General features: G+C 41.6%; 23 protein-coding genes. All 23 read right to left on the minus strand.

All coding sequences use genetic code 11. The features are described 5' to 3' along the window. Positions 1 to 19 precede the first annotated feature (19 nt). Positions 20 to 2137, minus strand: coding sequence for a polyribonucleotide nucleotidyltransferase (pnp, locus tag A6755_RS18805; RefSeq protein ID WP_063591652.1), 2118 nt, complete (start codon positions 2135 to 2137; stop codon positions 20 to 22). A gap of 319 nt (positions 2138 to 2456) precedes the next feature. Further along, a complete protein-coding gene (gene rpsO / locus A6755_RS18810; protein WP_034313598.1) occupies positions 2457 to 2726 on the minus strand; it encodes a 30S ribosomal protein S15 in 270 nt (89 codons plus the stop codon). 135 nt (positions 2727 to 2861) lie between these two features. Then, complete coding sequence (gene ribF, locus A6755_RS18815) at positions 2862 to 3812, minus strand: bifunctional riboflavin kinase/FAD synthetase (RefSeq protein ID WP_057278396.1); 951 nt, start codon at positions 3810 to 3812, stop codon at positions 2862 to 2864. Positions 3813 to 3845: 33 nt separating this feature from the next. Next, entirely contained in the window at positions 3846 to 4766 is a 921-nt protein-coding gene (gene truB / locus A6755_RS18820; protein ID WP_034313603.1) for a tRNA pseudouridine(55) synthase TruB, read from the minus strand. Between the two features lie 151 nt (positions 4767 to 4917). Continuing rightward, complete coding sequence (rbfA, locus tag A6755_RS18825) at positions 4918 to 5286, minus strand: 30S ribosome-binding factor RbfA (protein ID WP_034313607.1); 369 nt, start codon at positions 5284 to 5286, stop codon at positions 4918 to 4920. A 17-nt stretch (positions 5287 to 5303) separates the two neighbouring features. Then, the gene (locus tag A6755_RS18830) at positions 5304 to 5585 is read right to left on the minus strand and encodes a DUF503 domain-containing protein (RefSeq protein WP_034313609.1); all 282 of its coding nucleotides are present in this window, start codon (positions 5583 to 5585) and stop codon (positions 5304 to 5306) included. Beyond that, a complete protein-coding gene (infB, locus tag A6755_RS18835) occupies positions 5582 to 7735 on the minus strand; it encodes a translation initiation factor IF-2 (RefSeq protein ID WP_034313611.1) in 2154 nt (717 codons plus the stop codon). The genes A6755_RS18830 and infB overlap by 4 nt, the downstream gene beginning before the upstream one ends. Before the next feature lie 19 nt (positions 7736 to 7754). After that, the gene (locus A6755_RS18840) at positions 7755 to 8060 is read right to left on the minus strand and encodes a YlxQ family RNA-binding protein (RefSeq protein ID WP_034313614.1); all 306 of its coding nucleotides are present in this window, start codon (positions 8058 to 8060) and stop codon (positions 7755 to 7757) included. A 4-nt stretch (positions 8061 to 8064) separates the two neighbouring features. After that, the gene (rnpM, locus tag A6755_RS18845) at positions 8065 to 8340 is read right to left on the minus strand and encodes an RNase P modulator RnpM (protein ID WP_034313617.1); all 276 of its coding nucleotides are present in this window, start codon (positions 8338 to 8340) and stop codon (positions 8065 to 8067) included. Between the two features lie 16 nt (positions 8341 to 8356). After that, complete coding sequence (nusA, locus tag A6755_RS18850) at positions 8357 to 9487, minus strand: transcription termination factor NusA (RefSeq protein WP_048684764.1); 1131 nt, start codon at positions 9485 to 9487, stop codon at positions 8357 to 8359. A gap of 43 nt (positions 9488 to 9530) precedes the next feature. Continuing rightward, positions 9531 to 10004 carry a ribosome maturation factor RimP gene (gene rimP / locus A6755_RS18855; protein WP_057278399.1) on the minus strand — a complete coding sequence of 158 codons (474 nt, stop codon included), beginning with the start codon at positions 10002 to 10004 and terminating at the stop codon, positions 9531 to 9533. Positions 10005 to 10197: 193 nt separating this feature from the next. Next, a complete protein-coding gene (locus tag A6755_RS18860; RefSeq protein WP_063591653.1) occupies positions 10198 to 14520 on the minus strand; it encodes a PolC-type DNA polymerase III in 4323 nt (1440 codons plus the stop codon). A gap of 163 nt (positions 14521 to 14683) precedes the next feature. Next, entirely contained in the window at positions 14684 to 16384 is a 1701-nt protein-coding gene (locus tag A6755_RS18865; RefSeq protein ID WP_063591654.1) for a proline--tRNA ligase, read from the minus strand. Positions 16385 to 16653: 269 nt separating this feature from the next. Beyond that, positions 16654 to 17922: an RIP metalloprotease RseP gene (rseP, locus tag A6755_RS18870; RefSeq protein ID WP_034313629.1), complete on the minus strand. Its 1269-nt coding sequence runs from the start codon at positions 17920 to 17922 to the stop codon at positions 16654 to 16656. 7 nt (positions 17923 to 17929) lie between these two features. Next, positions 17930 to 19090: a 1-deoxy-D-xylulose-5-phosphate reductoisomerase gene (gene dxr, locus A6755_RS18875; protein ID WP_034313632.1), complete on the minus strand. Its 1161-nt coding sequence runs from the start codon at positions 19088 to 19090 to the stop codon at positions 17930 to 17932. 43 nt (positions 19091 to 19133) lie between these two features. Further along, the gene (locus A6755_RS18880; protein WP_034315397.1) at positions 19134 to 19931 is read right to left on the minus strand and encodes a phosphatidate cytidylyltransferase; all 798 of its coding nucleotides are present in this window, start codon (positions 19929 to 19931) and stop codon (positions 19134 to 19136) included. A gap of 25 nt (positions 19932 to 19956) precedes the next feature. Beyond that, positions 19957 to 20730 carry an undecaprenyl pyrophosphate synthase gene (uppS, locus tag A6755_RS18885; RefSeq protein WP_034313634.1) on the minus strand — a complete coding sequence of 258 codons (774 nt, stop codon included), beginning with the start codon at positions 20728 to 20730 and terminating at the stop codon, positions 19957 to 19959. A gap of 400 nt (positions 20731 to 21130) precedes the next feature. Then, positions 21131 to 21688 carry a ribosome recycling factor gene (gene frr, locus A6755_RS18890; RefSeq protein WP_034313637.1) on the minus strand — a complete coding sequence of 186 codons (558 nt, stop codon included), beginning with the start codon at positions 21686 to 21688 and terminating at the stop codon, positions 21131 to 21133. Positions 21689 to 21691: 3 nt separating this feature from the next. Continuing rightward, on the minus strand, positions 21692 to 22414 hold the full coding sequence (pyrH, locus tag A6755_RS18895) for a UMP kinase (RefSeq protein ID WP_034313639.1): 723 nt from the start codon (positions 22412 to 22414) through the stop codon (positions 21692 to 21694). 125 nt (positions 22415 to 22539) lie between these two features. Next, a complete protein-coding gene (gene tsf, locus A6755_RS18900) occupies positions 22540 to 23424 on the minus strand; it encodes a translation elongation factor Ts (RefSeq protein ID WP_034313641.1) in 885 nt (294 codons plus the stop codon). A gap of 307 nt (positions 23425 to 23731) precedes the next feature. Further along, entirely contained in the window at positions 23732 to 24445 is a 714-nt protein-coding gene (gene rpsB, locus A6755_RS18905; protein WP_034313644.1) for a 30S ribosomal protein S2, read from the minus strand. A gap of 154 nt (positions 24446 to 24599) precedes the next feature. After that, entirely contained in the window at positions 24600 to 25229 is a 630-nt protein-coding gene (locus A6755_RS18910) for a hypothetical protein (RefSeq protein WP_063591655.1), read from the minus strand. 261 nt (positions 25230 to 25490) lie between these two features. Then, the gene (locus A6755_RS18915; protein ID WP_063591656.1) at positions 25491 to 26255 is read right to left on the minus strand and encodes a FliA/WhiG family RNA polymerase sigma factor; all 765 of its coding nucleotides are present in this window, start codon (positions 26253 to 26255) and stop codon (positions 25491 to 25493) included. Positions 26256 to 26324 lie beyond the last annotated feature (69 nt).

Genomic DNA, 26324 nt, shown 5'->3' on the forward strand with positions numbered 1-26324 from the left:
GCCGGATTTCTATTTTTCATTACGATTGAGAAGGGTTGGCTGCCTCTTTTTGCTCTTTCAAGACTGCTTTTCGGGAAAGGTTAACCCTTCCTTGCTTATCGATCTCAGTGACCTTGACCAATAATTCATCGCCAAGTGAAACGACATCTTCCACTTTTCCGACTCTTTCTTCAGCCAGTTCAGAAATATGTACCAAACCGTCTTTACCATTGAAGATTTCAACGAAGGCACCGAACTTTTCGATACGTTTAACTTTACCTAAGTATAGTTCGCCCACTACGACTTCACGTACGATATCTTCAATGATTTTCTTCGCTTTTTGAATCATTGGTTCATCAGTAGAAGATATGAATACCGTTCCATCTTGTTCGATGTCGATTTTCACGCCAGTTTCTTCAATGATTTTGTTGATATGTTTTCCGCTCGGTCCAATGACATCACGGATCTTATCCGGATTTATGGACATTGTAACGATTTTTGGTGCATATTTGGATAACTGCTCACGCGGTTGATTGATCGTTGACATCATTGATTCCAAAATGTGCATCCGGCCATGTTTGGCTTGAAGTAAAGCTTCTTCAAGAATCTCTCTTGAAAGTCCTTCAATCTTAATATCCATTTGTAGGGCAGTAACACCTTTTGAAGTCCCTGCGACTTTAAAGTCCATGTCTCCCAGATGATCTTCCATACCTTGAATATCCGTTAAGATTGTATAGTGCTCACCTGATTTGACTAGGCCCATGGCAATACCGGCAACTGGAGCTTTCAATGGAACTCCGGCATCCATCATTGCCAAAGTGCTTGCACAGATACTTGCTTGTGATGTTGATCCGTTCGATTCAAGGACTTCAGATACAAGCCTGATTGTATATGGGAAGTCTTTATCGTTTGGAATGACAGGCTCCAATGCTCTTTCACCAAGTGCACCGTGACCGATTTCACGGCGTCCTGCCCCACGGATAGGACCAGTTTCACCTACACTGAAATGCGGGAAATTATAGTGATGCATAAAACGTTTTGACTCTTCGGTCCCAAGTCCGTCCAGAATCTGCACATCACCAAGTGCACCTAATGTACAGATGGATAGTGCCTGGGTTTGTCCGCGTGTGAACAATCCGGAACCATGTGTACGGGGCAGAATGGTGACTTCAGATGATAATGGTCTGATTTCGTCAGGATTACGGCCATCCGGGCGCACTTTTTCTTCCGTGATCAAACGGCGGACTTCAGATTTAACCAATTTATTAAGGATTTCTTTAATTTGCTTTAATTTTTCTTCATCAGTTTCTTCTTCATAATGAACCAATACACGATCTTTTACTGCTTTGATCGCGTCTTCACGAGCATGTTTTTCCTGAACTTGTACAGCTTTGTTCAAGTCTGCTTCACATAGGCCTTTCACTTCTGCTTCCAGTTCAGCATTCACTTGGTATAAAGTGACCTGCATTTTTTCCTTGCCGATTTCAGCAACGATTTTCTCTTGGAATGCAATGATCTTCTTGATTTCATCATGTCCGAACATGATTGCTTCAAGCATCGTTTCCTCTGGTACTTCATTCGCTCCGGCTTCAACCATGTTGATGGCATCTTTAGTGCCGGCAACCGTCAGATTGATGTCACTTTTAGCTAGTTGGTCAACAGTAGGGTTAATAATGAATTCATTATTGATTCTCCCCACTACAACTCCAGCAATCGGACCTTCGAACGGAATATCGGAAACTGAAAGTGCAAGGGAAGAACCTAGCATGGCTGCCATTTCCGTAGAGCAATCTTGATCGACACTCATGACCATGCTGATGATCTGAACATCGTTCCTGAAGCCATCGGCGAAAAGCGGACGGATTGGACGATCGATTAAACGGCTTGCAAGAATTGCCCTTTCACTCGGTCGTCCTTCACGCTTGATGAAGCCTCCCGGAATTTTACCGACTGCATAAAGTCTTTCTTCGTAGTTGACTGTCAAAGGGAAGAAGTCAACATTTCTAGGTTCCTTCGAAGCTGTCGCAGTACTTAATACAGCAGTTTCTCCATAACGGACTAAAACTGCCCCGTTCGCTTGTTTGGCTAATTGCCCTATCTCTACCGTTACATTACGGCCGGCCCAGTCAAATGAATACGTATGTTTTTCCTGTCCCATTTATTAAACCCCTCTCTGAATCTTCACTTAGAGGCTTAGTTTACCTAAACCTGTATTGGATTAAATCATTTATATGTGAAAGTAACTAAACTCGAGTTAAAACCAAACTATTCCTATTATGCACGAAAAAAACAAGCATTAACAGTAAAATGAATAAAAATTTCATTCATTTGATTATGTATATCCTGATCATTTATAAATGGAAAAGGACCCGGCTCCTGCCGAGTCCCAAGGACGAAGGCCCAGCCTTAAGTAGAACACGTCCAAATCATTTGATTAACACCAAAAAAGCGGGAAATTTCCCGCCTTCCTGAAAAAATTATCTACGTAGACCTAATTTGTTAATTAGTGTACGGTAACGAGTAACGTCTTTGTTACGTAGGTAAGTTAAAAGATTACGACGTTTACCTACCATTTTTAGAAGACCGCGACGTGAATGGTGGTCTTTTTTGTGTGTGCGTAAGTGATCGTTCAAGTTGTTGATTTCTTCTGTTAATACTGCGATTTGAACTTCTGGAGATCCAGTGTCAGTATCGTGAGTTCTGAATTCTGCGATAAGTTCGTTTTTGCGTACTTGTGTAATTGCCATGTTATTATTCCTCCTAAAATTCTGTAAAATCACCAATTACCGAGCCAGCGTCGGAGTCTCGACTAGCCAAGCAATGGTTATTTTCATACATACAATAGAATACATGTTTTTCATCAAAATTGCAAGTCTTGTCTTTTATGCTTCAAGCTTTGCAAAATAGGCTATTGCATTTTGCTTATCCGTTTCGATCTGTGCGACCAATGCTTCAAGTCCGGAAAATTTCTGCTCACTACGAAGTCTTGTATGCCATTCAACCGAAACCTGGTTGCCATAAATATCTCCCGAGAACTCTAAGGCATGGACCTCTACAGTGGGATATTTAGGTTTTTCCTCGTGGAACGTAGGTTTGTATCCGACATTGCAAACCCCGTTATACCATTTACCGCTTATTTTGATCCTGACGGCATACACGCCTGCAGCAGGGAAGATATAATCGTCACTTACTTCAATATTAGCGGTGGGGAAACCCAACTTCCTGCCCCGCTTTTCACCGTGAACGACATGACCTTTCGTTAAATAGCGTCGTCCAGCCAAATGATAAAAGTCGGAGAAGTTGCCATTACCGAGAGTTTCCCTGATTCTCGTGGAGCTAACCTTTTCATCTTCAAGTGTCTGTTTTGCAACGACTGTCTGTGAAAATCTGCCCTGTGCGTAAACCGGCAAATCTTCCATCGACCCTTGACCATAGCGACCGTATGAATAATCAAAGCCTGCAACTACATGACGGACATTCAGCCCGGCAATGTATTCGTCAACGAACCGTTCCGGCAGTACTGAAGCAAATTCCTTGCTGAAATGGACAATGAATAAATAATCGATCCCCATCGACTCTATGATATCGACCTTATCTTCAAGTGGAGTGATATAGCGGATATTTTCCGTTTTCCTACCCAGTACTGCAGAAGGATGCGGGTCAAATGTCATGACTGCTGACTTAAGATTCATTTCATCGGCTTTTTGCTTGGCGGTTTGAATGACAATTTGATGGCCTTTATGTATACCATCAAAAAATCCAAGCGCCATTACAAGCTCGGGAAAATCATCCGTATTAAATTGATGAGGATGCTCTATTGCGATCACTTTCACCTTTCAATCTCCTCTTTCCGGCGGTAAAACGGTCTATATTTCTTGTGCCAATACTTTTACAGGTTTAATTAATCCCTCTTTTGTCGGATGTATTTGATAAATGGCAATGGCCTTATTTGCTGGATCGACCATCACAAATGGCATTCCTTTTTCAACAGCAACATCCTTTGGTTGTTCCAATACCGCGCCGTTAAGTACTTTCTTTGCTACTTTATCACTAATCTGAAATTTGGGCAAATGAAATAATCCCCGCTCCAAAGGCAACAGAAATTCATCGGTTTGACCATTTTCCATGAACTCTTCCACTTCAGAAAATGTGAAACAGTCCTCCTGCTTAAAACCTGCTGATTCAATGCGCGTCAAGTCTGACATATGAGCAGGAAAACCCAGTTCTTCACCCATCATGACTGCAAGTGTCCGAATATACGTTCCTTTGCTGCAATTTACGCGAAAACGAAAAGATATGGTTTCCCCTTTAAATTCGGAACGATCATCGAGAAGGGTAATATCATAGATGGTGACCTCCCTTGTCGGCCTCTCCACATCTATCCCTGCACGGGCATATTCATATAATTTCTTCCCGTTCACCTTTACCGCTGAAAACATCGGCGGCGTCTGTTCAATTTTTCCAGTCAATGATTCAAGCACTTCCAGAATCCGTTTACGCTGAATCACTTGATCAATCTTTTTCTCTACGACTTTTTCTCCGCTTGCGTCTTCAGTTGTCGTTGAAAAACCAAGGGTCACTTCTCCTTCATAAGCTTTACCGGCTTCTGTCAGATATTCGGCTATCTTTGTTGCCCTGCCAATACAAATAGGTAAAACCCCTGTTACATCAGGATCTAAAGTACCTGTGTGACCAACCTTTTTTGTCTTTAAAATCTTTCTTAATTTAAAAACACAATCATGGGATGTCAATCCCTTGGGTTTCCATAATGGAAGAATACCGTTCACGCTTTCACCTCATCTTTTATATAACACCTTAAACGATTATGAACCCCGTCCCTAAAGGTGTTTTTCCTTTTTTCAATTCGGTTTCAAAAAAAAGAGACCGACTTCAAGAAGTGCAAAGCACTTATTGAGTCGGCCTCCTTTTACTGCTTGCTTATTCCTCGTCTTTTTCAGCCGGTTTATCCTCTGAATTGATTTGGGAAATCAACGACTCGATACGATTACCATAATCGACCGATTCATCAAATTCAAAAAACAGCTCAGGGGTTTTGCGCAGGCGGATTCGCTGCCCAATTTCTGAACGCATGAATCCTTTTGCCTTAGCTAGACCTTGCAGGGTTTTCTCCCTTTGTTCCTGGTCACCCAAAACGGAAATATAAACTGTTGCCTGTTGTAAATCGCCTGTAACCGCGACATCCGTCACGGTAACAAATCCGATTCTTGGATCTTTAATTTTTCGGCCGATAATTTCACTCAGCTCTTTTTTCATTTGTTCGCCAACACGATTTGAACGAAGGCTCATAATATCACCTCGATAGCCTAAAGCCAGTCTATATCTGTTATTGTTCGCTCTAGTTCCGGAAAAGAATCTAGAAATTTAAGGGCATTTTGAAGTTCCCGTTCAGTAGCCTTCCTTGAGGATGTTACGGTTACGATTGAAATCTTTGTCCGCTGCCATAAATCCTGAAAATCGGTCTCTGCTACAGAAATATTGAACTTCTGCTTAAGCCGTGTCATGACACGCTGAAGCACGGCCCTTTTTTCTTTTAAAGAATGGGTGTCATGGATGATGCATTCACATTGGACGGAGCCAACGATCATTTACGTTCGATCTCTTCCATTACATACGCTTCAATTACATCGCCTTCTTTAAGGTCGTTGTAATTTTTAATCGTAATACCGCACTCATAGTTCGTTGCCACTTCTTTAACATCATCTTTAAAACGTTTCAATGCATCAATTTCACCTTCGTAAATGACGACACCTTCACGAATTAAGCGAATTCCGCTATCACGTGTAATTTTACCTTCTGTTACGTAAGAACCGGCAATCGTTCCTACCTTGGATACTTTGAAAGTCGTACGAACCTCAGCCTGACCGATAATTTTTTCTTCGAATTCAGGGTCAAGCATCCCTTTCATAGCAGACTCGATCTCTTCGATCGCTTTATAGATGATGCGGTGTAGGCGGACATCAACATTTTCTGATTCAGCTGCACGCTTCGCATTCACGTCAGGACGGACGTTAAAACCGATGACGATTGCATTCGAAGCTGTAGCAAGGATGATGTCAGACTCTGTAATGGCACCAACGCCTATGTGAATGATTTTCACTTTAGCGCCTTCCACTTCTATTTTATTCAGGGAAGCGGCTACTGCTTCCGCAGAACCTTGAACATCAGCTTTTAGAATGATGTTCAATTCTTTAATTTCCCCTTCTTTCATTTGTTCGAACAAAGTATCTAGGGTTACACGGGATTTCTCATTGCGTTGTGAAGCAAGTTGTCTCTGTGCACGCACTTCCCCAACTTGACGTGCCGTTTTCTCATCTTCAAAGACGATGAAACGATCGCCGGCTTGCGGCACTTCGTTCAATCCAGTGATTTCAACCGGTGTTGAAGGACCTGCATCCTTAACACGGCGTCCAAGATCGTTGACCATCGCACGAACACGTCCGAATGTATTACCGATAACAATCGGATCCCCGATTTTCAACGTTCCGTTTTGAACAAGCAATGTGGCAACCGATCCGCGCCCTTTATCCAAACGTGCTTCGATAACCGTTCCATTTGCTTTACGAGATGGATTCGCTTTATACTCCTCCACTTCACTGACAAGAAGAATCATTTCAAGCAAGCTATCGATACCCTCACCGTTCTTAGCAGAAATTGGTACGAAAATTGTGTCTCCACCCCACGCTTCAGAAACTAAACCATGTTCTGTCAATTCTTGCATGACACGATCCGGATTGGCAGCTTCTTTATCCATCTTATTGACAGCGACGATAATTGGAACTTCTGCCGCTTTAGCATGGTTGATCGCTTCAATCGTTTGAGGCATGACGCCATCATCCGCAGCGACGACAAGAATGGTGATATCGGTAACTTGTGCACCGCGGGCACGCATTGTTGTAAACGCAGCATGACCTGGTGTATCAAGGAATGTGATTTTCTTATCGTTAACTTTAACTTGATAAGCACCGATATGCTGAGTGATTCCGCCCGCTTCGCCTTCAGTGACTTTTGTATGGCGTATAGAATCAAGCAATGTCGTTTTACCATGGTCAACGTGACCCATGATCGTCACGACAGCCGGACGTTCAATCAAATCTTCAGAAGCATCCTCAGTGACAAGTGATTCAAGGTCTGTTAGATCGACACGAATCTCTTCTTCGGCCACTACACCGTATTCCGCACAAATCAATTCAATTGCATCTTTATCCAAAGTTTGGTTGATTGTTGCCATAACACCAAGCATAAAGAGCTTTTTAATGATTTCAGAAGGTTCACGGTGAAGTTTTTTTCCAAGTTCCATAACCGTCAAAGACTCATAAAACGTAATTTTCTCTGGAAGTTCTCTTTCTTTACGTTTTGTAACAGGTGCCTGAGGCGCTTGTTGTCTTTGTTTATTATTTTTATTCTTGTTATTGCGACCCTTGTTGAACTGGCCGCCAGTTGGTTTTTTCGTCCCTACAGGTTTAACTGGTGGTTTCTTCTTCAGTTTTTCTTTATTGACAGTGCTCTTTTCATCCGCTTCGGCTTCGTACTTCGCAACCGTAGCGTTAGCTTTTGGCTCTTGGCTTTTATCTTCGCTTTTAGGTTTGATTGAATCGTTTAATTTATTTACAGTTGAATCGTCTAATGCTGTCATATGGTTTGTTACCTCTATATTCATTTCTTTAAGTTTATTTATTACATCCTTGCTTGAAACGTTCTTTTGTTTTGCATATTCATATACACGCAATTTTGTCATACGTTCACCCCCGTAAAATTTAATCGAGCAGCGTTCGGAGTTTTTGTGCAAAACCTTCATCCAGAACTGCGACGGCAACTCTAGCATCCTTACCTATCGCATGGCCGAGCAATGACCTGCTTTCGACTCTTTTTAAAGGAACCTGATAAAATGCGCACTTATCAGATATTTTTTTTTCAGTGTTTTTTGAAGCGTCCGCGGATAAAATAACAACTTTGGCATTACCGCTTCTAATCTCTTTAACCACTAATTCTTCACCCGAAATTAGCTTGCGTGCTCGATTGGCCAAACCTAATAGAGACATCCATTGTTGTTGTTGGGTCATGGTGTTAGTTTTTCTCCTTATTCACTAATTCGAGCAATTGTTCATAAAGGGAAGAATCGATTTGGGTACTAAGGTGATTAGCCAGCACATTTTTCTTTTTGGCCAGCTCGATAACATCCCGATCAAGAGTCAAATAAGCTCCCCTTCCAGATTTCTTACCGGTCGGATCCAGGCTGACTTCCCCTTCTTTAGATCGAACGATGCGAATGAGTTCTTTCTTCGGCTTCATTTCGCCTGTCGCCACACATTTACGCATCGGGATTTTTTTTCGGTTATTCATCTTTTTTCACCTCGAATTACTCGTTATCCTCTTCGAAATCTGTTTCCTCTTCAGTAACATAACTATCTCTGCTCAAAAGGAATTCCTGTTCTTCCACAGGATATATACCAGCTTCGCGGGCTTCCGTTTCACTCTTGATATCAATTTTCCAGCCTGTAAGCTTGGCTGCTAAACGGGCATTTTGCCCACGCTTACCAATTGCCAGGGAGAGTTGATAATCCGGTACGATTACAGTCGTCGCCTTTTCCTCTTCTTTAACAATGACCTCAAGTACTTTTGAAGGGCTTAAAGCATTCGCAACGAAAATGACCGGATTCTCCGACCATTTGACGATATCGATCTTTTCACCTTTCAATTCGTTGACGATGGCCTGAACACGCTGGCCTTTTTGGCCTACACAGGAACCGACAGGATCGACTTCTTCATTATCGGAGTGCACTGAGATTTTTGAACGGTCGCCTGCTTCGCGGGCAACTGACTTGATCTCGACTGTTCCATCGAAAATTTCAGGCACTTCGATTTCGAATAAACGTTTTAAAAGGCCAGGATGTGAACGGGATACAAAAATTTGCGGACCCTTGGAAGTCTTTTCAACTTTAGTGATGAAAACTTTAATGCGGTCATGCGGTTTATATTGTTCATTCGGCATTTGCTCATTCACCGGGAGCAAAGCCTCGATTTTACCTAAGCTCACATAAATGAATCGGGAATCCTGGCGTTGAACGATACCAGTCATGATATCCTCTTCACGATCGATGAATTCGGCATAAATGATGCCCCGTTCCGCTTCACGCACCCTTTGAGTGACGACTTGTTTTGCTGTTTGTGCAGCAATACGGCCGAAATCCTTGGGTGTTACTTCCATTTCGACAACATCCTCTAACTGATAGTTGGGATCAATTGCTCTTGCTTCTTCAACAGAAATTTCCAGACGCGAATCGAACACTTCGTCAACAACGTCTTTTCTGGCAAATACACGCATTGTTCCTTTACCAAGATTCAAGTCGATACGTACATTTTGTGCTTGGTTAAAGTTACGGCGATATGCCGATATAAGGGCAGATTCAATCGCGTCGATCAAAACCTCCCTGGAAATTCCTTTTTCGTTTTCTAAAATATAGAGAGCATCCAATAACTCATTGCCCATGGTGATCCCCCTTACGGATATTTAAATTAATGATTTGCTTGACTTAAGCGAAGGTAATCGCCAATCTTGCTTTGGCTACCTTTTCGAATGGTATGACGATCGTTTTCTTTCTTGTCTTGATTCTGACTTCGATTGTCACTTCTTCACCATCGAAACTGGTTAAGATTCCTTCGAATTCTTTTTCATCTAAAATGGGCTCGTATGTTTTTATGTAAACATTTTTACCGATAGCATTAAGGAAATCCTTCTCTTTTTTCAGAGGCCTTTCAGCTCCGGGTGATGAAACTTCGAGAAAATAATTTTGTGGAATCGGATCAACCTCATCAAGCTTTTCACTGAGTTTTTCACTCACATTTCCGCAATCATCAATATCTACGCCTGTTTCTTTATCAATGTACACTCGAAGGAACCAGCTTTTACCTTCCTTCACATACTCCACTTCGACTAATTCAAGCTGCAATTCTTCAAGAATTGGTAATGCTAATTCCTCTACGACTTCCGTTACCTTTTTACTCATTTGTTTCCTCCATACGTGCGTTGTATGCGCTTGGTTTCGGATTCAAAATAAATGGTCATTACAACACGAAAGAGTGGGTTTCCCCACTCTTGCCATTGGTTCCTCTTAGTATTTCCAATAAAAATATACCATAATCAAGATATTTATGCAAATATCATGTCTGTTTCTTCCTTTTTGAAATCCGTTTCCTCTTTTAAAATAAAGATAACTGATTTTGTTCAGGCAATGACTCCAGGCAGCCTTGTTTATCAAGGTATTCAAGGATGGTCTTCGAAACCTTACCCCGCTGTTGAAGGTCTTCTTTGGAGAGGAATTCACCATTTCCCCGTGCGTTGACAATATTGATCGCTGCATTCGTTCCAAGACCAGGTATCGAATTGAATGGCGGAATCAAAGTATTTCCTTCAATTAGGAATTGATCTGCACTGGATTTGTACAAGTCCACTTTAGCGAATGAATATCCTCGTTCACACATTTCCAAAGCTAGTTCAAGAACCGTCAATGTATTCTTTTCCTTTGTGGATGCATCCAATCCCTTTACCATGATTTCTTCCATTTTTGCTTTGATCGCTTGCGATCCCCGTGTCATGGCGTCGATTTCAAAATCATCGGCACGTACTGTGAAATAAGCCGCATAGTATAATAAGGGCAGATGCACTTTAAAATAGGCAATCCGGACAGCCATTAAGACGTAAGCTGCAGCATGGGCTTTCGGGAACATGTATTTAATCTTCTTACATGAATCGATATACCATTCCGGCACCTCATTTTTCCTCATTTCCTCTTCGAATTCCTCCGAGAGCCCTTTCCCTTTACGTACAGATTCCATGATTTTAAACGCCAGGGAAGGATCGAGACCTTGATAGATCAAATAGACCATAATATCATCCCGGCAGCCTATAACCTCACTTAGTGTGCAGATCCGGTTGTGGATCAGTTCCTGTGCATTGCTCAGCCATACATCCGTACCGTGGGAAAGGCCTGAAATCTGAACAAGCTCGGAAAAAGTCGTAGGTTTCGTATCTTCAAGCATCTGCCGGACAAAACGCGTACCAAATTCCGGGATGCCAAGCGTACCCGTTTTACACATGATCTGTTCTTCGGTAACTCCTAAAGATTCAGTACTGCTGAATATTTTCATTACTTCCGGATCATCGGTAGGAACGGTCTTTGGATCGATGCCACTTAAATCTTGAAGCATCCGGATTACTGTCGGATCATCGTGTCCAAGTATATCAAGTTTCAAAATATTATCGTGAATGGAATGAAAATCAAAGTGAGTTGTTTTCCACTCTGAATTCCGGTCATCCGCAGGGAACTGAATTGGTGTGAAATCATAGATATCCATATAATCCGGAACGACGATGATTCCGCCCGGGTGCTGTCCAGTCGTCCTTTTCACACCAGTACAACCGGCAACAAGGCGATCGGTCTCGGCTCCGCGCATATGGATGTTATTATCAGAGGAATACCCTTTTACATATCCATAAGCCGTTTTTTCAGCGACCGTACCAATCGTTCCGGCACGATATACATATTCTTCACCGAATAAGACCTTCGTATAGTTATGGGCTTTCGGCTGATATTCACCGGAGAAGTTCAAGTCGATATCCGGAACCTTATCCCCTTTAAATCCAAGGAAAGTTTCAAACGGGATATCATGCCCGTCTTTTGTATAAGCGATGCCACAATCCGGGCAGTCTTTATCGGGCAGGTCAAACCCTGAACCTACAGAACCGTCATTGAAGAATTCGGATTTCTTGCACTCAGGACATACATAATGCGGCGGAAGAGGGTTCACCTCTGTAATTTCAGTCATGGTGGCAACGAAAGATGATCCAACCGATCCCCTTGAGCCAACTAGATAACCATCATTCAATGATTTTTTAACAAGCTTGTGGGAAATTAAATAAATAACGGCAAAACCGTGGCCGATGATGCTTTTCAATTCTTTCTCAAGGCGGGCTTCCACGATTTCCGGCAGGTTTTCCCCATAAATCTTCCTTGCCATGCCATAACTCATTTCACGCATCTCTTCATCTGCACCTTCAATTTTAGGTGTGTATAACTCATCCTTGATTGGCTTGATTTCTTCAATCATATCAGCGATTTTATTCGTGTTGGTTACCACGACCTCTTTGGCTTTCTCGGAACCGAGGAAGGAGAATTCCCGAAGCATTTCATCTGTTGTCCGAAAATGTACGTCAGGAAGCTTATGACGATTCAACGGGTTCGCGCCGCCTTGTGAATTCACAAGGATTTTACGGTAAATTTTATCATTCGGATCCAAATAATGCACATTTCCCGTGGCTACGACTGGCTTGTCCAGCTTTTCACCAAGCTTGACGATATTGGAGATGATCGTTTCTAATGATTTATCATCCCGGACATATTCAAGCTCAATCAAATGCTGATACACTTCCTTCGGATGGATTTCAAGATAATCGTAGAATTCGGCGATATCGACCACTTCCTCAAAACCCTTCTGCATCATCCCTTCAAAAACTTCCCCTTTATCACATCCCGATCCGACCAGAATTCCTTCACGATACTTTTTAAGTTGTGAGCGCGGTAATCGGGGCACACGATAGAAATAATCGATGTGTGATATTGAAATTAATTTAAAAAGGTTTTTTAACCCCGCCTGTGTTTGCGCGATCAACGTACAATGGGACGGCCGGGAACGCTGGTAAGCATTTCCTTTACCCATATTGTCATTAAGTTGATCATGATGGGTAATCTCCTTTTCCATTGCATCCTTCAGCATCTTCAGCATAAGGTAACCTGTAGCTTCGGCATCATAAATGGCCCTATGATGCTGGGTCAAATCAATATCGAACTTTTTACATAGTGTATTTAACCGGTGATTTTTAAACTCCGGATATAAGAAACGGGCAAGTTCCAATGTATCAAGCACAGGATTGGAAGCTTTAGGATAACCCAAGTTTTTATAACCTATATTCAAAAACCCCATATCGAAGGCTGCGTTGTGGGCAACCAGGATCGCATCGCCCGCCCATTCCTTGAACTTTTCCAGCACTTCCGAGACTTCTGGAGCATTTTCTACAAGATCATCAGTGATTCCAGTCAATTCTATCGTCGTATTGGATAGTGGGTGATGCGGATTAGCAAATGACTCGAATCGATCTATGATGTCACCGTCACGGATTTTCACTGCAGCAAATTCAATGATCGTATCATAAACGGCTGACAGACCCGTCGTCTCTACGTCAAACACAACATAGGTTGCATCTGCCAAAGCGATATGTGCCTCATTATAAACGATGGGTACGCCATCATTTACAAGATTCACTTCGACGCCATAAAGGATTTTGATACCATTCTTTTTCCCGGCACTATAAGCTTCTGGGAATGATTGTGCTCCCGCATGATCTGTAATGGCAACTGCCTTATGCCCCCACTTTGCAGCTTGGGCAACAAGCGCTGAAGTAGGTGTCACTGCATCCATCGAGCTCATTGGGGTATGCATATGCAGCTCTACACGCTTTTCTCCTTCTGGGGCCTTATCCTGCCGTCCTTGTTTAGAAATTTCATTTATATCATTTGCGATCATTACAAGGTCACGTACGAATGTATCATTTTGGATGCTTCCTTGGGCACGTACCCACATCCCTTTTTTCACTCGGGCAAGTATGGCAGCATCTTCTTTATCACGCGAAAACATTTTGACCAATATAGAGCTCGTATAATCCGTGACTTTAAATGTCAACAGGCTTCGTCCGCTTCGCAACTCACGCACTTCTGCATCAAATACGAAGCCTTCGATAGCAATCCTGCGCTCTTCATCGATAATTTGTTCGATTCTGCGGAAATCCGCATCTTCTTTAATCGTATAGCCAATTTTAACCGGTCCTTCGTAGACGCCATCGTCGCCGCCTTTTTCCGATTCTTTCTTCTGCATTTCCACTAGCGCAGCAAGTCCTTTTTCCGCGTCTTCCTTTTGTTTCTCTTCCAAAAACTTTTGGTAATCAGGATTCGACACCGTTTCCTTCACTTCCGCTTCAAGTGTCAACGGAGGAAAACCGAATGTTTGGTAGATATTCGAAATGATGCCGGAGTATTTTCGTTTCAGCTGACCAGCTTCCGTGTCATTTCGGGCGCACACGATAAGCTTATATCCATTTACCGTTGGCACTTGTTCATTCAGGAGCGATAACAGTGCTGGAGACATGCCTTCAAGCTCGCCAATGCAGTTTTTCCAATACTCTTTTACCAATTGTTCGGTCACTTGCGGATTGGCCACGTTCAAGTTGAATGTGACCTTTGCAATATGGGAAAACGTACTTGCTAGATGAGTAGCAAGTCTTGTATGAACACTGCAAGGAATCAATGCAGGTATATTAAAGGCAAAATGCCATGTTTTGGACTCCCTCTCGATTGAGAGTTTATCAATTTCGGCACCTATGAAATAATTCACAAAGGCATCCTCGGTCAAGTCCATTTGCTGGAGCAAGAGTTGAAATCTCTCTCTACCGCTATTTGGATTTTGATCCATTCCCTCTCTCCCCTATCTACTATCTCTTTAGATATTATTCACTATCATTTTCGTTTTGATATCAGAGGCTATTATAACATATCATGAATGTTTCACTAGTATCCAAATCATGAAAAGGAAAGGCATCATCCAATTGAATGATGCCTAGTTCCCCATTTTTAAATTATCCCAGTATTTCGTGAAGCTTTTGAGTTAGTTCAGCTCTTTCAAGTTCAAGAACCTCACCCGTTTTGCGGATTTTCACTTCGACAATTCCGTCGGATGCCTTTTTACCAACAGTCACCCTGACAGGAAGACCAATCAAGTCGGAGTCTGCGAATTTTACGCCGGCACGTTCTTGACGATCATCCATTAGAACTTCCATGCCTTGTCCCTTTAAATCTTTATATAATTCTTCTGCCATGGCAGCCTGAGCCTCATCCTTCATATTGATTGGAATCAAATGGACTTGGTATGGCGCTAAATTCTTTGGCCAGACCAATCCTTTTTCATCGTTGAATTGTTCAGCGACAGCTGCAAGTGTACGGGAAACCCCAATACCATAACATCCCATGATCATTGGCTGCGACCGCCCATTCTCATCCAGGAATGTCGCGTTCATAGCTTCGGAATATTTTGTTCCTAGCTTGAATACGTGGCCTACCTCAATTCCTTTGGCAAATTTAATTTTTCCGTTTCCGTCGGGCGAAGGGTCACCCTCTTGGATGAAACGAAGATCTATATAATTGGCCACGTTAAAATCACGAGCGGGATTAACGTTCACATAATGGTGGTCTTCCTCATTTGCACCACAGACTCCATTAACCATGGCTTCGACGGCAAGATCCGCAATCACTTCCACATCAGAAGTGACATTTATTGGTCCAAGAGATCCAATTGCACATCCCAAGACTTCCTTCGTCTCATTTGGATCGACCAAATCAACGATTGAAGCGTTATAGAAGTTCTTCAGCTTGATATCATTGACTTCATGATCTCCTCGTACCAAAACTAGCACATACTTTTCATCCACTTTAAACAATAATGATTTTATTAGTTTCGCTGCATCGGTATTCAGGAATGCAACAACTTCTTCTACCGATTTTTGACCTGGTGTATGAATTTTTTCAAGTGCAATTTGTTCTTCGCTGCTTTTTTCATATTTTACATTCACAGGTGCCATTTCAATATTGGCTGCATAATCGGAAGTATCCGAATAAGCGATGGTATCCTCCCCTATTTCAGACAGGACCATGAATTCATGTGTATCCTTACCACCCATTGCCCCAGAATCGGCAATGACCGCACGGAAGTTCAACCCACAACGGCTAAATATATTCGAATATGCCGCAAATAAATTTTTATATACAGCATCCAGGCTTTCTTGATTAGCATGGAAAGAATAAGCATCCTTCATGATGAACTCACGTCCACGCAACAATCCGAAACGCGGTCTTTTTTCATCACGGAATTTGGTCTGGATTTGGTAAACCGTCAATGGAAGACGCTTATAGGATTTCACCTCATCGCGAACTAAACTGGTTATCACTTCTTCATGCGTGGCACCAAGCGCAAATTCACGGTTGTTACGATCCTTAAGCCGCATCAACTCTGGACCATAAGTATACCAGCGTCCAGATTCCTGCCAGAATTCGGCTTGTTGTAAAGCCGGCATCAACAGTTCCACCGCACCAGCATTTTCCAGCTCTTCCCGAACGATCGCCTCAACCTTTTGAAGCACCTTTTTTCCAAGCGGCATAAAACTATAAACCCCGCTGGAATTTTGTCTCATAAATCCTGCACGCAATAGCAGCTGATGACTTTTGATTTCAGCATCTGCAGGCACTTCCCTCAATGTAGGGATCAACGTCATACTTTGTTTCATATTTGCACCTCTTCAATATTTCCTTTAAATTACTTGCAGCTTCGGTAAATTAGATACCGCAACATTTTAATACGGTCATTTCATACAAAAAAGACTTTCCGGTCATTCAGAAAAGCTAATTTAATATACTCATTCTCGATTATACTTACGATTTCCCTAGAAAACAAACAATTTCCCCAAAACGATTAAAAAACTAGGAAATCCCTTCAGATAAGAAAACGGCCAACAGATAATTCTGCTGGCCTGTTTTTGCATTATCCAAACATGTCTTACAGGAAGAATCGCTGGATGTCATTCCAGGTAACGACAATCATCAATAACATCAGCAAAGCAAAGCCGATGAAGTGGACCATCCCTTCTTTTTGACGGTCAATTGGTTTCCCTCTTAAGAATTCGACCACAAAGAATAACAGTCTTCCTCCATCCAATGCCGGCAGCGGAAGCAGGTTCATGATTCCCAGGTTAATGCTTAGCAGCCCTGCCCATTTCATTAACGTGAATAAACCTTGTTTCGCCACTTCCTCAGTTGATTTATATATGCCTACAGGACCAGATAAACTGTCGATCGTAAATCCGCCCGTTACAAGATCACCAAGGATGATGAAGATTTGTTTTGTCCAAAAATACGTTTCTGTAAAACCATATTGTATAGCTTTAATCGGTGCTTTTTCAACCGGAGGGTAAACACCGATAATCCCGATTTTCTTCCCTTCCCTTTCCACTTCTTGTGGAACAACCGGTACTTCTAGTGTTTTCCCGTCCCTGTCAACGACAAACTCGATCTCTTGCCCAGGGTTCTTTTGAATGCTTTCCTGAACATCTCCCCAAGTGGAGACTTCCGTCCCTTCTATGGATTGAATGACATCTCCCGATTTTAAACCGGCATTTACAGCCGAACCATCCGGAGTCAACTCACCTAGTTTCGCTTCATCCACCACGACACCTTGAAACAGGCCGATCAGCACAAAAATGACAAAAGCCAAAACGAAATTCATTGCCGGACCAGCTACAATCGTCAGAAAACGATGCCCCAGCGACTTTGAGGCAAATTGCCGGTCAAAAGGAGCAATCTGGTTCTCTACACCATTTTCAACGATCACAGCCTCTTTATGGATGGCAAACGTTTTTAGTGTATCTTCCTCTCCCTCTTCATAACCAGTAAGGATCAGTTTATGATCAAGGTCGATCACTTCAACTTCCACAAGTCGAATATCAGGATATTTATCTTTATTGTTCAAAATGATCTTTGTAACATTCTCATCATTATCGAACATTAACCCTACCCGATAGCCGGGTTTCAATTCTATATTTTCTGCGTCTTCACCGGCCATACGCACGTAACCGCCAAGAGGAAGCAATCGGATGGTATAAACGGTTTCCTTCTTTTTATATGTGAATACTTTTGGCCCGAAACCGATTGCGAACTCACGGCATAAGATTCCTGCTCGCTTTGCAAACACTAAGTGCCCAAGCTCATGGAAAAAAACTAGAGCTCCAAAAATGATGATGAACGCTATAATCGTTTCTAAAGTCTGCATGTTCCGGTCACCTATCTTTCACTAAAGATTCTATATACTGCCTTGTCATATTATCGACTTCCTGAATCGTTTCTAAATCTGGAAGGGCTATGACGGAATGCTGATTCAGCGCTTTTTCAATTAACGTCTCAATTTCAAGGAAGGTTACCTTTCCAGATAAGAATGCAGAGACTGCTGCTTCATTGGCGGCATTCAACACAGTAGTCATCGTTCCGCCCATTTTACCTGCTTTATAAGCGAATTGCAAACAAGGATATCTGGTGAAATCCATATCCCTAAAATGCAGTTTGCCTGCTTCAGCAAGGTTCAATCGTTTGCGGCCTGCCAGCGGAATACGGTCTGGATAAGTAAGTGCATATTGTATCGGCACCCGCATATCCGGTGTCCCCAGTTGTGCTATCACGCTGGAGTCATGAAACTCAACCATGGAATGGATGATGCTCTCCTTATGTAGCAATACATCAATTTTATCGTAGGGAAGATCGAATAGCCAATGGGCCTCGATCACTTCCAAACCTTTATTCATCATTGATGCTGAATCGATCGTGATTTTAGCTCCCATTGACCAGTTCGGGTGGTTCAGTGCTTCTTCCACCGTTACATCCTTCAATTCTTCCCTGGTCCGATCTCGAAAACTGCCTCCTGAAGCAGTAATGACAAGACGTTCTATATTTTTTTCCTTTTCACCTTGCAGTGCCTGAAAAATAGCGGAATGCTCACTGTCAACCGGCAGCAATCTGACCCCCGCTTTTTTTGCTTCACTCATGACCAAATGACCTGCCGTCACCAACGTCTCCTTGTTGGCGATAGCAATATCCTTTTTTGCCTTTATTGCTTGAAGTGTCGGATAAAGACCCACGCTTCCGATGACGGCATTGACCAATATCGTCGCCTGACCATAAACAGCAACAGCAGTCAATCCCTCATCCCCATACATGAACTCGATATCTTTGCGATTGGAGAATTCACTTTTCAAAACATGATAATCTTCTTCCGTCTGGACTGAAACCAGTTTCGGTTCAAACTCTTGTATATAAGTCCTGACCAATTCTATATTCTTTCCAGCAGAAAGCGCCACGATCTTGAATTGATCTGGATGGGACCTAACTACATCCGCTGTTTGTTGACCAATCGATCCTGTCGCGCCCAAAAGGCTGATATTTTTCAAATTGTTCATCTCCTAATTCATATAACGCTTGCCTATATTTATATTATAAAACATGCAATAAATGCAAAATCGGTAAAATGAAGATCACACTATCAAGCCTGTCCAAAATCCCACCATGTCCCGGGAGAAGATTCCCTGAATCCTTAACGCCATAATGACGTTTATACGCGGATTGGACGAGATCACCCAATTGGCCGAATACCCCAATGATTAATGAAATCAATAATAATTGTAATAACGTGTAATCAAGGCTGGAGAAGGCGTAAAATAGAACACCCACCACCATCGCGGATATTAACCCGCCGATAAATCCTTCCACCGTCTTGTTTGGACTTATTTCTGGCCATAGCTTTCTTTTACCAAGCGATTTACCAATGAAGTAGGCTCCGGAATCAGTTGCCCAGATCGTAAATAGGGTAAGCAGGATATAGATCAGCCCCAACCCCAAAGAGTCACGTGTTTCAAATAGGAAGTAGAAACCTATCCCCAAGTATAGGATTGAAATCACTAGAAAGCCTGCGTCATCAAAGGTAAAACGGTTTTTTGAAACGACTGTATAAAGTAACAGCAGCAAAACCCCGATCAAGAATACTTGAACTTTATCATAATTAATTTCTGCCAAAAAAGCGGTATGCTCATTAGGCAATAAAAGCACCCACAATAATATGTGAGAAAGAAATGCTTCAAAAGAAAGTACACGTAACTTTTTCATTTTCATCAGTTCGTACAAACCAATTGAACCTAACAGATAAACCGTCAGTAAAAAGGGAGTGCCCCCTAAAATGACTAGTGGAATGAAGATAGCGGCAACTACGACCGCCGTAATAATTCGTTGTTTCATTATTCCATTTTCCTCGCCTTCTACATTAAACGCCACCGAATCTTCGTGAACGCTTTTGATACTCCTCAACTGCCTGCAATAAATGCTCTTCACTAAAATCCGGCCACAGCACTTCAGTAAACCAAAGCTCCGTATAAGCAGACTGCCAAAGCATGAAATTACTTAAACGGATTTCACCGCTTGTACGGATCAGTAAATCGGGATCCGACAAATGTTTGGTCATCAGGTAACTGGATACCATTTCCTCCGTTACATTTTCCTTTATTATACCATTCTTAGCATCTTGAATGATGCTATTCACAGCAGATACAATCTCCCCACGGCTTCCATAGTTCAGGGCAAAATTCAGAATCATCCCATCATTGTCTTTCGTGTCTTCCATTGCCCGTTTAACGGCACTTTGAGTATGTGACGGAATGAGTGACAAGTCCCCAATCGTTTCAACTCTAACATTTTCCGAAATGAGCTCGGGCAAAAAAGTCCCAAGAAATTCCTGGGGCAGCTTCATCAAAAAGTCGACTTCACTTTTCGGGCGTTTCCAATTTTCAGTGGAAAACGCATAGACCGTCAAAGTTTTGACCCCTAATTTATTGGCAACTTTCGTAATTCTACGAACGGTTTTCATTCCTTCATGATGACCCGCCACACGTGGCAATGCACGCTTTTTGGCCCAACGGCCGTTCCCATCCATAATGATGGCGATATGCTGAGGAACATCAAACTGTTTAATATGCTGAATCCTATTTGTTACATCGGAAGAAGCATCTTTTTTAACGAAACGCTTCCAAAGTGAATACATATGTTAGTCCCCCATCAGGTTGTACTTATCTCTCTACAAAGGCAAAGTTTTTCGTGCACTATGTATATCAAGCTTTCTGCCGCTTAAAAAGAATCTATATTATAATATCAAAAAAAAACTCGTTCTCATATTATTATTATGAAAATTATTTCTTCATTAGAAGCTTCAAAGGGAGAAATCATTCCTTCTTTTTTTCTGAAACCGATTATGACTGCCATGAAAAATGCAAAAAAAGGACCACCTCCAACGTTTGCATGCAACATACTAACTCAAGGAGTAATCATTATCGGAGAAACCTTATTATAACAGTTTTCTCCTTTAAGCACACCTATATGTTAGCACCAAGACATGACCCAGTATGGATTCGGCCCTCTTTATTTAATCAATTCTTCAATGGAAATTATACTTCCAAAATTTCTTTTTCTTTATCTTTTGTAATTTCATCGATTTTCGTGATATTGCCATCTGTCATCTTTTGGATGTCATCAGCATAGCCACGTAAATCATCTTCAGTGATTTCACCACTTTTTTCAAGCTTTTTCAAATCATCATTAGCATCGCGACGCACATTACGGACAGCTATTTTTGCCTCTTCCGCTTCTTTTTTCACAACTTTCACAAGCTCTTTTCTGCGCTCTTCAGTTAACGCCGGGATGGCTATCCTGATGATCGATCCGTCATTAGAAGGATTTAAGCCTAAGTCTGATTTCAAAATCGCCTTTTCGATTTCACCCAATACCGTTTTATCATATGGTTGAATGACTAATAGTCTAGCTTCCGGGACAGAAATACCAGCCACCTGATTAACTGGTGTCGGCGAACCATAATAATCAATCGAGATTCTATCAAGCAATGAGGCATTTGCCCTTCCGGCACGGATGCTTGCTAATTCACGTGTGTACGCTCCAATGGCTTTTTCCATTTTCGTTTTCGCATTCGAAATAACTTGTTTCGGCATCTTTTATTTCCCCCTTACAATAGTTCCAAGCGTTTCGCCTAAAACGGCCCGTTTAATATTGCCTTTTTCCATGATCGAGAAGACGATCAATGGAATATCATTGTCCATGCATAGTGAGGACGCAGTTGAATCCATTACTTCTAACCCTTCTTTAATCACATCAAGATAGGAAAGTTTATCATACTTCACTGCATTTTTGTCTTTAACCGGATCTGCATTGTATACGCCATCCACATTATTCTTCGCCATCAAGATGACATCAGCTTCAATTTCTGCAGCACGCAGGGCGGCAGTGGTATCCGTTGAGAAGTATGGATTACCTGTACCAGCTGCAAAAATCACCACTCTCTTTTTCTCTAGATGCCTGATTGCACGGCGTCTAATGTATGGTTCTGCTACTTGTCTCATCTCAATGGAAGTTTGCACGCGTGTTTCAATTCCAAGCTGATCAAGGCTGTCTTGTAATGCCAATGAGTTCATGACTGTAGCCAACATCCCCATATAATCGGCATTAGCACGATCCATGCCCATTTCACTGCCTATTTTCCCGCGCCAGATGTTTCCGCCACCGACAACAACAGCTACTTCCACATCAAGCTCAGCCACTTCCTTGACTTGTTCAGCAATGGATTTAATTACTGCAGGGTTAATTCCAAATCCTTCTTCACCGGCTAATGCTTCACCACTTAGTTTTAGAACGACACGTTTATATTTAGCGTTACTCATGAGAACCTCCAACTATGTAATCTTTTCATTCGTTCATCATGCTTTCTTGCAATACTGCCAAAAAATCATGACATTTCAAAAAATAGGGAACACAAGAGTGTTCCCCATTATTAATTATCTGACAATTAGTCTTTTTTAACTTGGTTCATTACTTCTTCAGCAAAGTTTTCTTGACGTTTTTCAAGACCTTCCCCTACTTCATAACGAACGAATGATTGGATTTTTCCGCCTTTTGATTCAACGAATTGTCCCACTTTTTGATCAGGGTTCTTAACGAAAGCTTGTTCGTTAACACAGATTTCTTCGTAGAATTTATTGATACGTCCTTCAACCATTTTCGCAACGATTTTTTCAGGTTTTCCTTCATTAAGAGCTTGCTGCGTAAGAACTTCGCGTTCGCGTTCTAATTCGCTAGCATCGACTTGGTCGCGAGAGATATATTTAGGGTTAATTGCAGCAATATGCATTGAAACGCTTTTAGCTGCCTCTTCGTCAGTTGTACCTTCAAGAACTGATAGTACGCTGATGCGTCCACCCATGTGAAGGTATGCACCAAATGCGTCGTTATCTGTTTTAGAAACGACTTGGAAACGGCGAAGAGTTAATTTTTCCCCAATTTTAGCAACAGCAGCATTGATATGATCTGCAACTTTTGCTCCATTTTCCATTGTTTGCTCAAGAGCAGCTTCAACGCTTTCAGGTTTGTTCGCAAGAAGGAACCCAGCCAATTCCTTAACAAGAATTTGGAAGCCTTCGTTTTTAGCAACGAAATCAGTTTCAGAGTTCACTTCAAGAATAACCGCTTGGTTTCCTTCAACAACGATTGAAGTTAAACCTTCAGCAGCGATACGGTCGCCTTTATTAGCAGCTTTTGCAATTCCTTTTTCACGTAGGAAATCGATTGCCTTTTCCATATCGCCTTCTGTTTGTACAAGTGCCTTTTTACAGTCCATCATACCGGCACCAGTTTTTTCACGCAATTCTTTAACTAATTGTGCAGTGATTGCCATAATATATATCCTCCTCAAATTAAATGCAGTTTATTCAATCTTTACCCATTATTGCCAAAAAATACTTGTTATCATCAAAGAAAATAACGAGCTTTGACAATATTTCCGAAAAACATCCACTTTTTCAGTCAATATGACGAACTAAACCAGCTGATGATTTTCATCCCTTAAAAATCGCCCATACCTTTTAAAAAAGACATTCCGTACAGTGATTTTATGTATGTTTATTTAGTGCAAAAAAAAGGGATAAAAGGCATTATCCTCTTATCACCTTTTTTCTTACTGAATAAGCAACCTTTTTTACTTATTAAGCAGTAGTTGTTTCAGTTGCTGTTTCTTCGCCTTGTTTAGCTTCTAAGATAGCATCTGCCATTTTACCTGTTAATAATTTAACAGCACGGATTGCATCGTCATTCGCAGGAATAACTACATCGATTTCATCCGGATCACAGTTTGTATCAACGATACCAACAAGTGGAATGTGTAATTTGTGTGCTTCCGCAACAGCAATACGCTCTTTGCGTGGGTCGATAACGAAGATCGCATCTGGAAGAGTCTTCATATCTTTAATACCGCCTAAGAATTTCTCTAAGCGATCCCATTCTTTTTTAAGTTGGATAACTTCTTTTTTAGGAAGGACTTCGAAAGTTCCGTTTTCTTCCATTTTTTCGATATCTTTAAGACGAGCGATACGTTTTTGGATTGTTTCAAAGTTTGTTAAAGTTCCGCCTAACCAACGTTGGTTTACATAGTACATACCAGAACGGATAGCTTCTTCTTTAACAGATTCTTGAGCTTGTTTTTTAGTTCCGACGAATAGAACAGTACCGCCGTTAGCAGCTAGTTCCTTCACGAAGTTATAAGCTTCTTCAACCTTTTTAACTGTTTTTTGAAGGTCGATGATGTAGATGCCGTTACGCTCAGTGAAGATATATTTCTTCATTTTTGGGTTCCAGCGACGTGTTTGGTGTCCGAAATGCACACCAGCTTCAAGCAATTGTTTCATAGAAATGACTGACATTTTAGTTCCTCCTAAATGGTTTTGTTTTTCCTCCGCACCGATCATTTTCATACAGAAACTGTCGTAACAGCACCATCTGCAAGAATCACGGGGCGTGTGTATTAACACCATTTCATAATATATCATAATGACTCTGCACAATCAAGTGATAAGTTTATCTATTCATGCGAAACTTTAGTAATAGCTCTATCTCCGTTCGACCGCGACCTAACTTTTTGGCGATTTCCTCTATTGAATGTCCTTGATCCGCTAACATATCCACTTTTTCATTTAATGACCGTTCATTTAACGAAGCCTGCAGCATGTCCGAAAATTCCTTGACAGCCGGATTCCCTTGATTTTGAGGGGAAGTGGCTGCCGATGCAAGTTCCAATTTGTCCTCGACTTTTACGGGTAAAGCATTGGCCTCATTTTTTTCAGGCATTATTTTATAAGCGTTAATTGCCTGCCTTTTAGCGGCGGCACGACTTCCCGCTTTATACTCTAGCAGAATGTTTTGTTCTTGTTTTTCTTTCTTTGTTTCTTTGATTGAACTATGTTCTTGTCCTTTTTGTCCATGCTCGGGATTCATGGCCACCGAATTGTTGATTGCCTTTACCAGTGTCTCGTTATCCTCTTTCATCTCCATTAAATAACCAGACAAAAGTTGTTCCATTTCTCCAATGACGGCTTTTTGGTCTTTTTCCAACATGCTTAAACGATTTTGGCGAAGATATAAAACGATGATGGCAAAAATGGTGAATATGTTCAATACAAACAACAGAAATATAAAAAATGCTGACATACTGCCTCCTAATTAACCGGAATAGTCAATCCTGTTACCATTAAACGGATGGGGATCTTTTTTCACTGTTGTTTTTTCTTGATTACTTTCCCTATCCTCTTCTTGACAAAGTACAGTTCGAACATTCTGTGATTTCAAAACATTTATTGATGCAAGAATCCGTAAAAATTCTATCAAGTTGATTTACAGGGCTTTCTTCGTTCAATAGGAATCCCTTATGCCTTCCAGACTCCATAGCCCTCTTCAATGAAAGTATCTTCATTAAATCTTTTGATCTTGCATCGTGTTCCTTAATTTATAAATCGCTTTCGAGTGAATTTGGGATATCCGTGACGTAGATAGACTCATCACTTGTCCGATTTCGGTTAACGTCAGTTCTTCTTTATAAAAAAGCTGTAAAACCAACTGTTCTTTTTCATTTAGGGTTTCAATGACTTTGGCTAATTCCTCATACAGTTCGTCCCTTAACACATGTTCCTCAGGTAAATCCGCCTTTTCATCTTTAATATGAAAATTCGCGCTTTCTTTATCGTCCTCTTGGGGATTTTCATCCATCGATAGTACATTGGCAAAGAAATTCTCATTTAATGCAGCATATACTTCATCTTCCGGAATATTCAATTCAGCGGCAATCTCAGTTGGCGAAAGGTTCCTCATGTATTGCTGCTCCAGCTTCTCTATTGCAGATTCAATTTTCTTGGCTTTATCTCTTGCACTCCGTGGAAGCCAATCCTCTTTTCTTAATCCATCTAAAATGGCACCACGAATTCTAAATGATGCATATGTGTCAAACTTGAGGTCACGCTTCGTATCAAAACGTTCCAGGGCATCGAATAACCCCATCATCCCTAAACTCCTTATATCATCCCGGCTCACATTTTTAGGAAGACTTACTGAAATACGTTGAACATGGTACGATACGAGAGGTATGTATTTCTTTACCAAAATGTCCCCGGCTAGCGGATCTCTGCAATCCACCCAATTTTTCCAACATAACTGCTCTTCTCCGATGGTCAGATGAGACATTGGACATCCTCCTAACATTGTTATACGATTTGTGATCAATACGGCCCTTAAAGCCATACATGCAATAAT

Origin of the sequence: Peribacillus frigoritolerans, assembly GCF_001636405.1 — a bacterium.
GTDB lineage: Bacteria > Bacillota > Bacilli > Bacillales > DSM-1321 > Peribacillus > Peribacillus frigoritolerans.

Coding starts and splice junctions, on each gene's coding strand:
- pnp (WP_063591652.1), bottom strand. CDS start 2,137: ATGGGACAGGAAAAACATACGTATTCATTTGACTGGGCCGGCCGTAAT.
- rpsO (WP_034313598.1), bottom strand. CDS start 2,726: ATGGCAATTACACAAGTACGCAAAAACGAACTTATCGCAGAATTCAGA.
- rbfA (WP_034313607.1), bottom strand. CDS start 5,286: ATGAGCCTTCGTTCAAATCGTGTTGGCGAACAAATGAAAAAAGAGCTG.
- A6755_RS18830 (WP_034313609.1), bottom strand. CDS start 5,585: ATGATCGTTGGCTCCGTCCAATGTGAATGCATCATCCATGACACCCAT.
- infB (WP_034313611.1), bottom strand. CDS start 7,735: ATGACAAAATTGCGTGTATATGAATATGCAAAACAAAAGAACGTTTCA.
- A6755_RS18840 (WP_034313614.1), bottom strand. CDS start 8,060: ATGACCCAACAACAACAATGGATGTCTCTATTAGGTTTGGCCAATCGA.
- rnpM (WP_034313617.1), bottom strand. CDS start 8,340: ATGAATAACCGAAAAAAAATCCCGATGCGTAAATGTGTGGCGACAGGC.
- nusA (WP_048684764.1), bottom strand. CDS start 9,487: ATGGGCAATGAGTTATTGGATGCTCTCTATATTTTAGAAAACGAAAAA.
- rimP (WP_057278399.1), bottom strand. CDS start 10,004: ATGAGTAAAAAGGTAACGGAAGTCGTAGAGGAATTAGCATTACCAATT.
- A6755_RS18860 (WP_063591653.1), bottom strand. CDS start 14,520: ATGGATCAAAATCCAAATAGCGGTAGAGAGAGATTTCAACTCTTGCTC.
- A6755_RS18865 (WP_063591654.1), bottom strand. CDS start 16,384: ATGAAACAAAGTATGACGTTGATCCCTACATTGAGGGAAGTGCCTGCA.
- rseP (WP_034313629.1), bottom strand. CDS start 17,922: ATGCAGACTTTAGAAACGATTATAGCGTTCATCATCATTTTTGGAGCT.
- A6755_RS18880 (WP_034315397.1), bottom strand. CDS start 19,931: ATGAAACAACGAATTATTACGGCGGTCGTAGTTGCCGCTATCTTCATT.
- uppS (WP_034313634.1), bottom strand. CDS start 20,730: ATGTATTCACTTTGGAAGCGTTTCGTTAAAAAAGATGCTTCTTCCGAT.
- frr (WP_034313637.1), bottom strand. CDS start 21,688: ATGCCGAAACAAGTTATTTCGAATGCGAAAACGAAAATGGAAAAAGCC.
- pyrH (WP_034313639.1), bottom strand. CDS start 22,414: ATGAGTAACGCTAAATATAAACGTGTCGTTCTAAAACTAAGTGGTGAA.
- tsf (WP_034313641.1), bottom strand. CDS start 23,424: ATGGCAATCACTGCACAATTAGTTAAAGAATTGCGTGAAAAAACTGGT.
- rpsB (WP_034313644.1), bottom strand. CDS start 24,445: ATGTCAGTCATTTCTATGAAACAATTGCTTGAAGCTGGTGTGCATTTC.
- A6755_RS18910 (WP_063591655.1), bottom strand. CDS start 25,229: ATGTCAGCATTTTTTATATTTCTGTTGTTTGTATTGAACATATTCACC.
- A6755_RS18915 (WP_063591656.1), bottom strand. CDS start 26,255: ATGTCTCATCTGACCATCGGAGAAGAGCAGTTATGTTGGAAAAATTGG.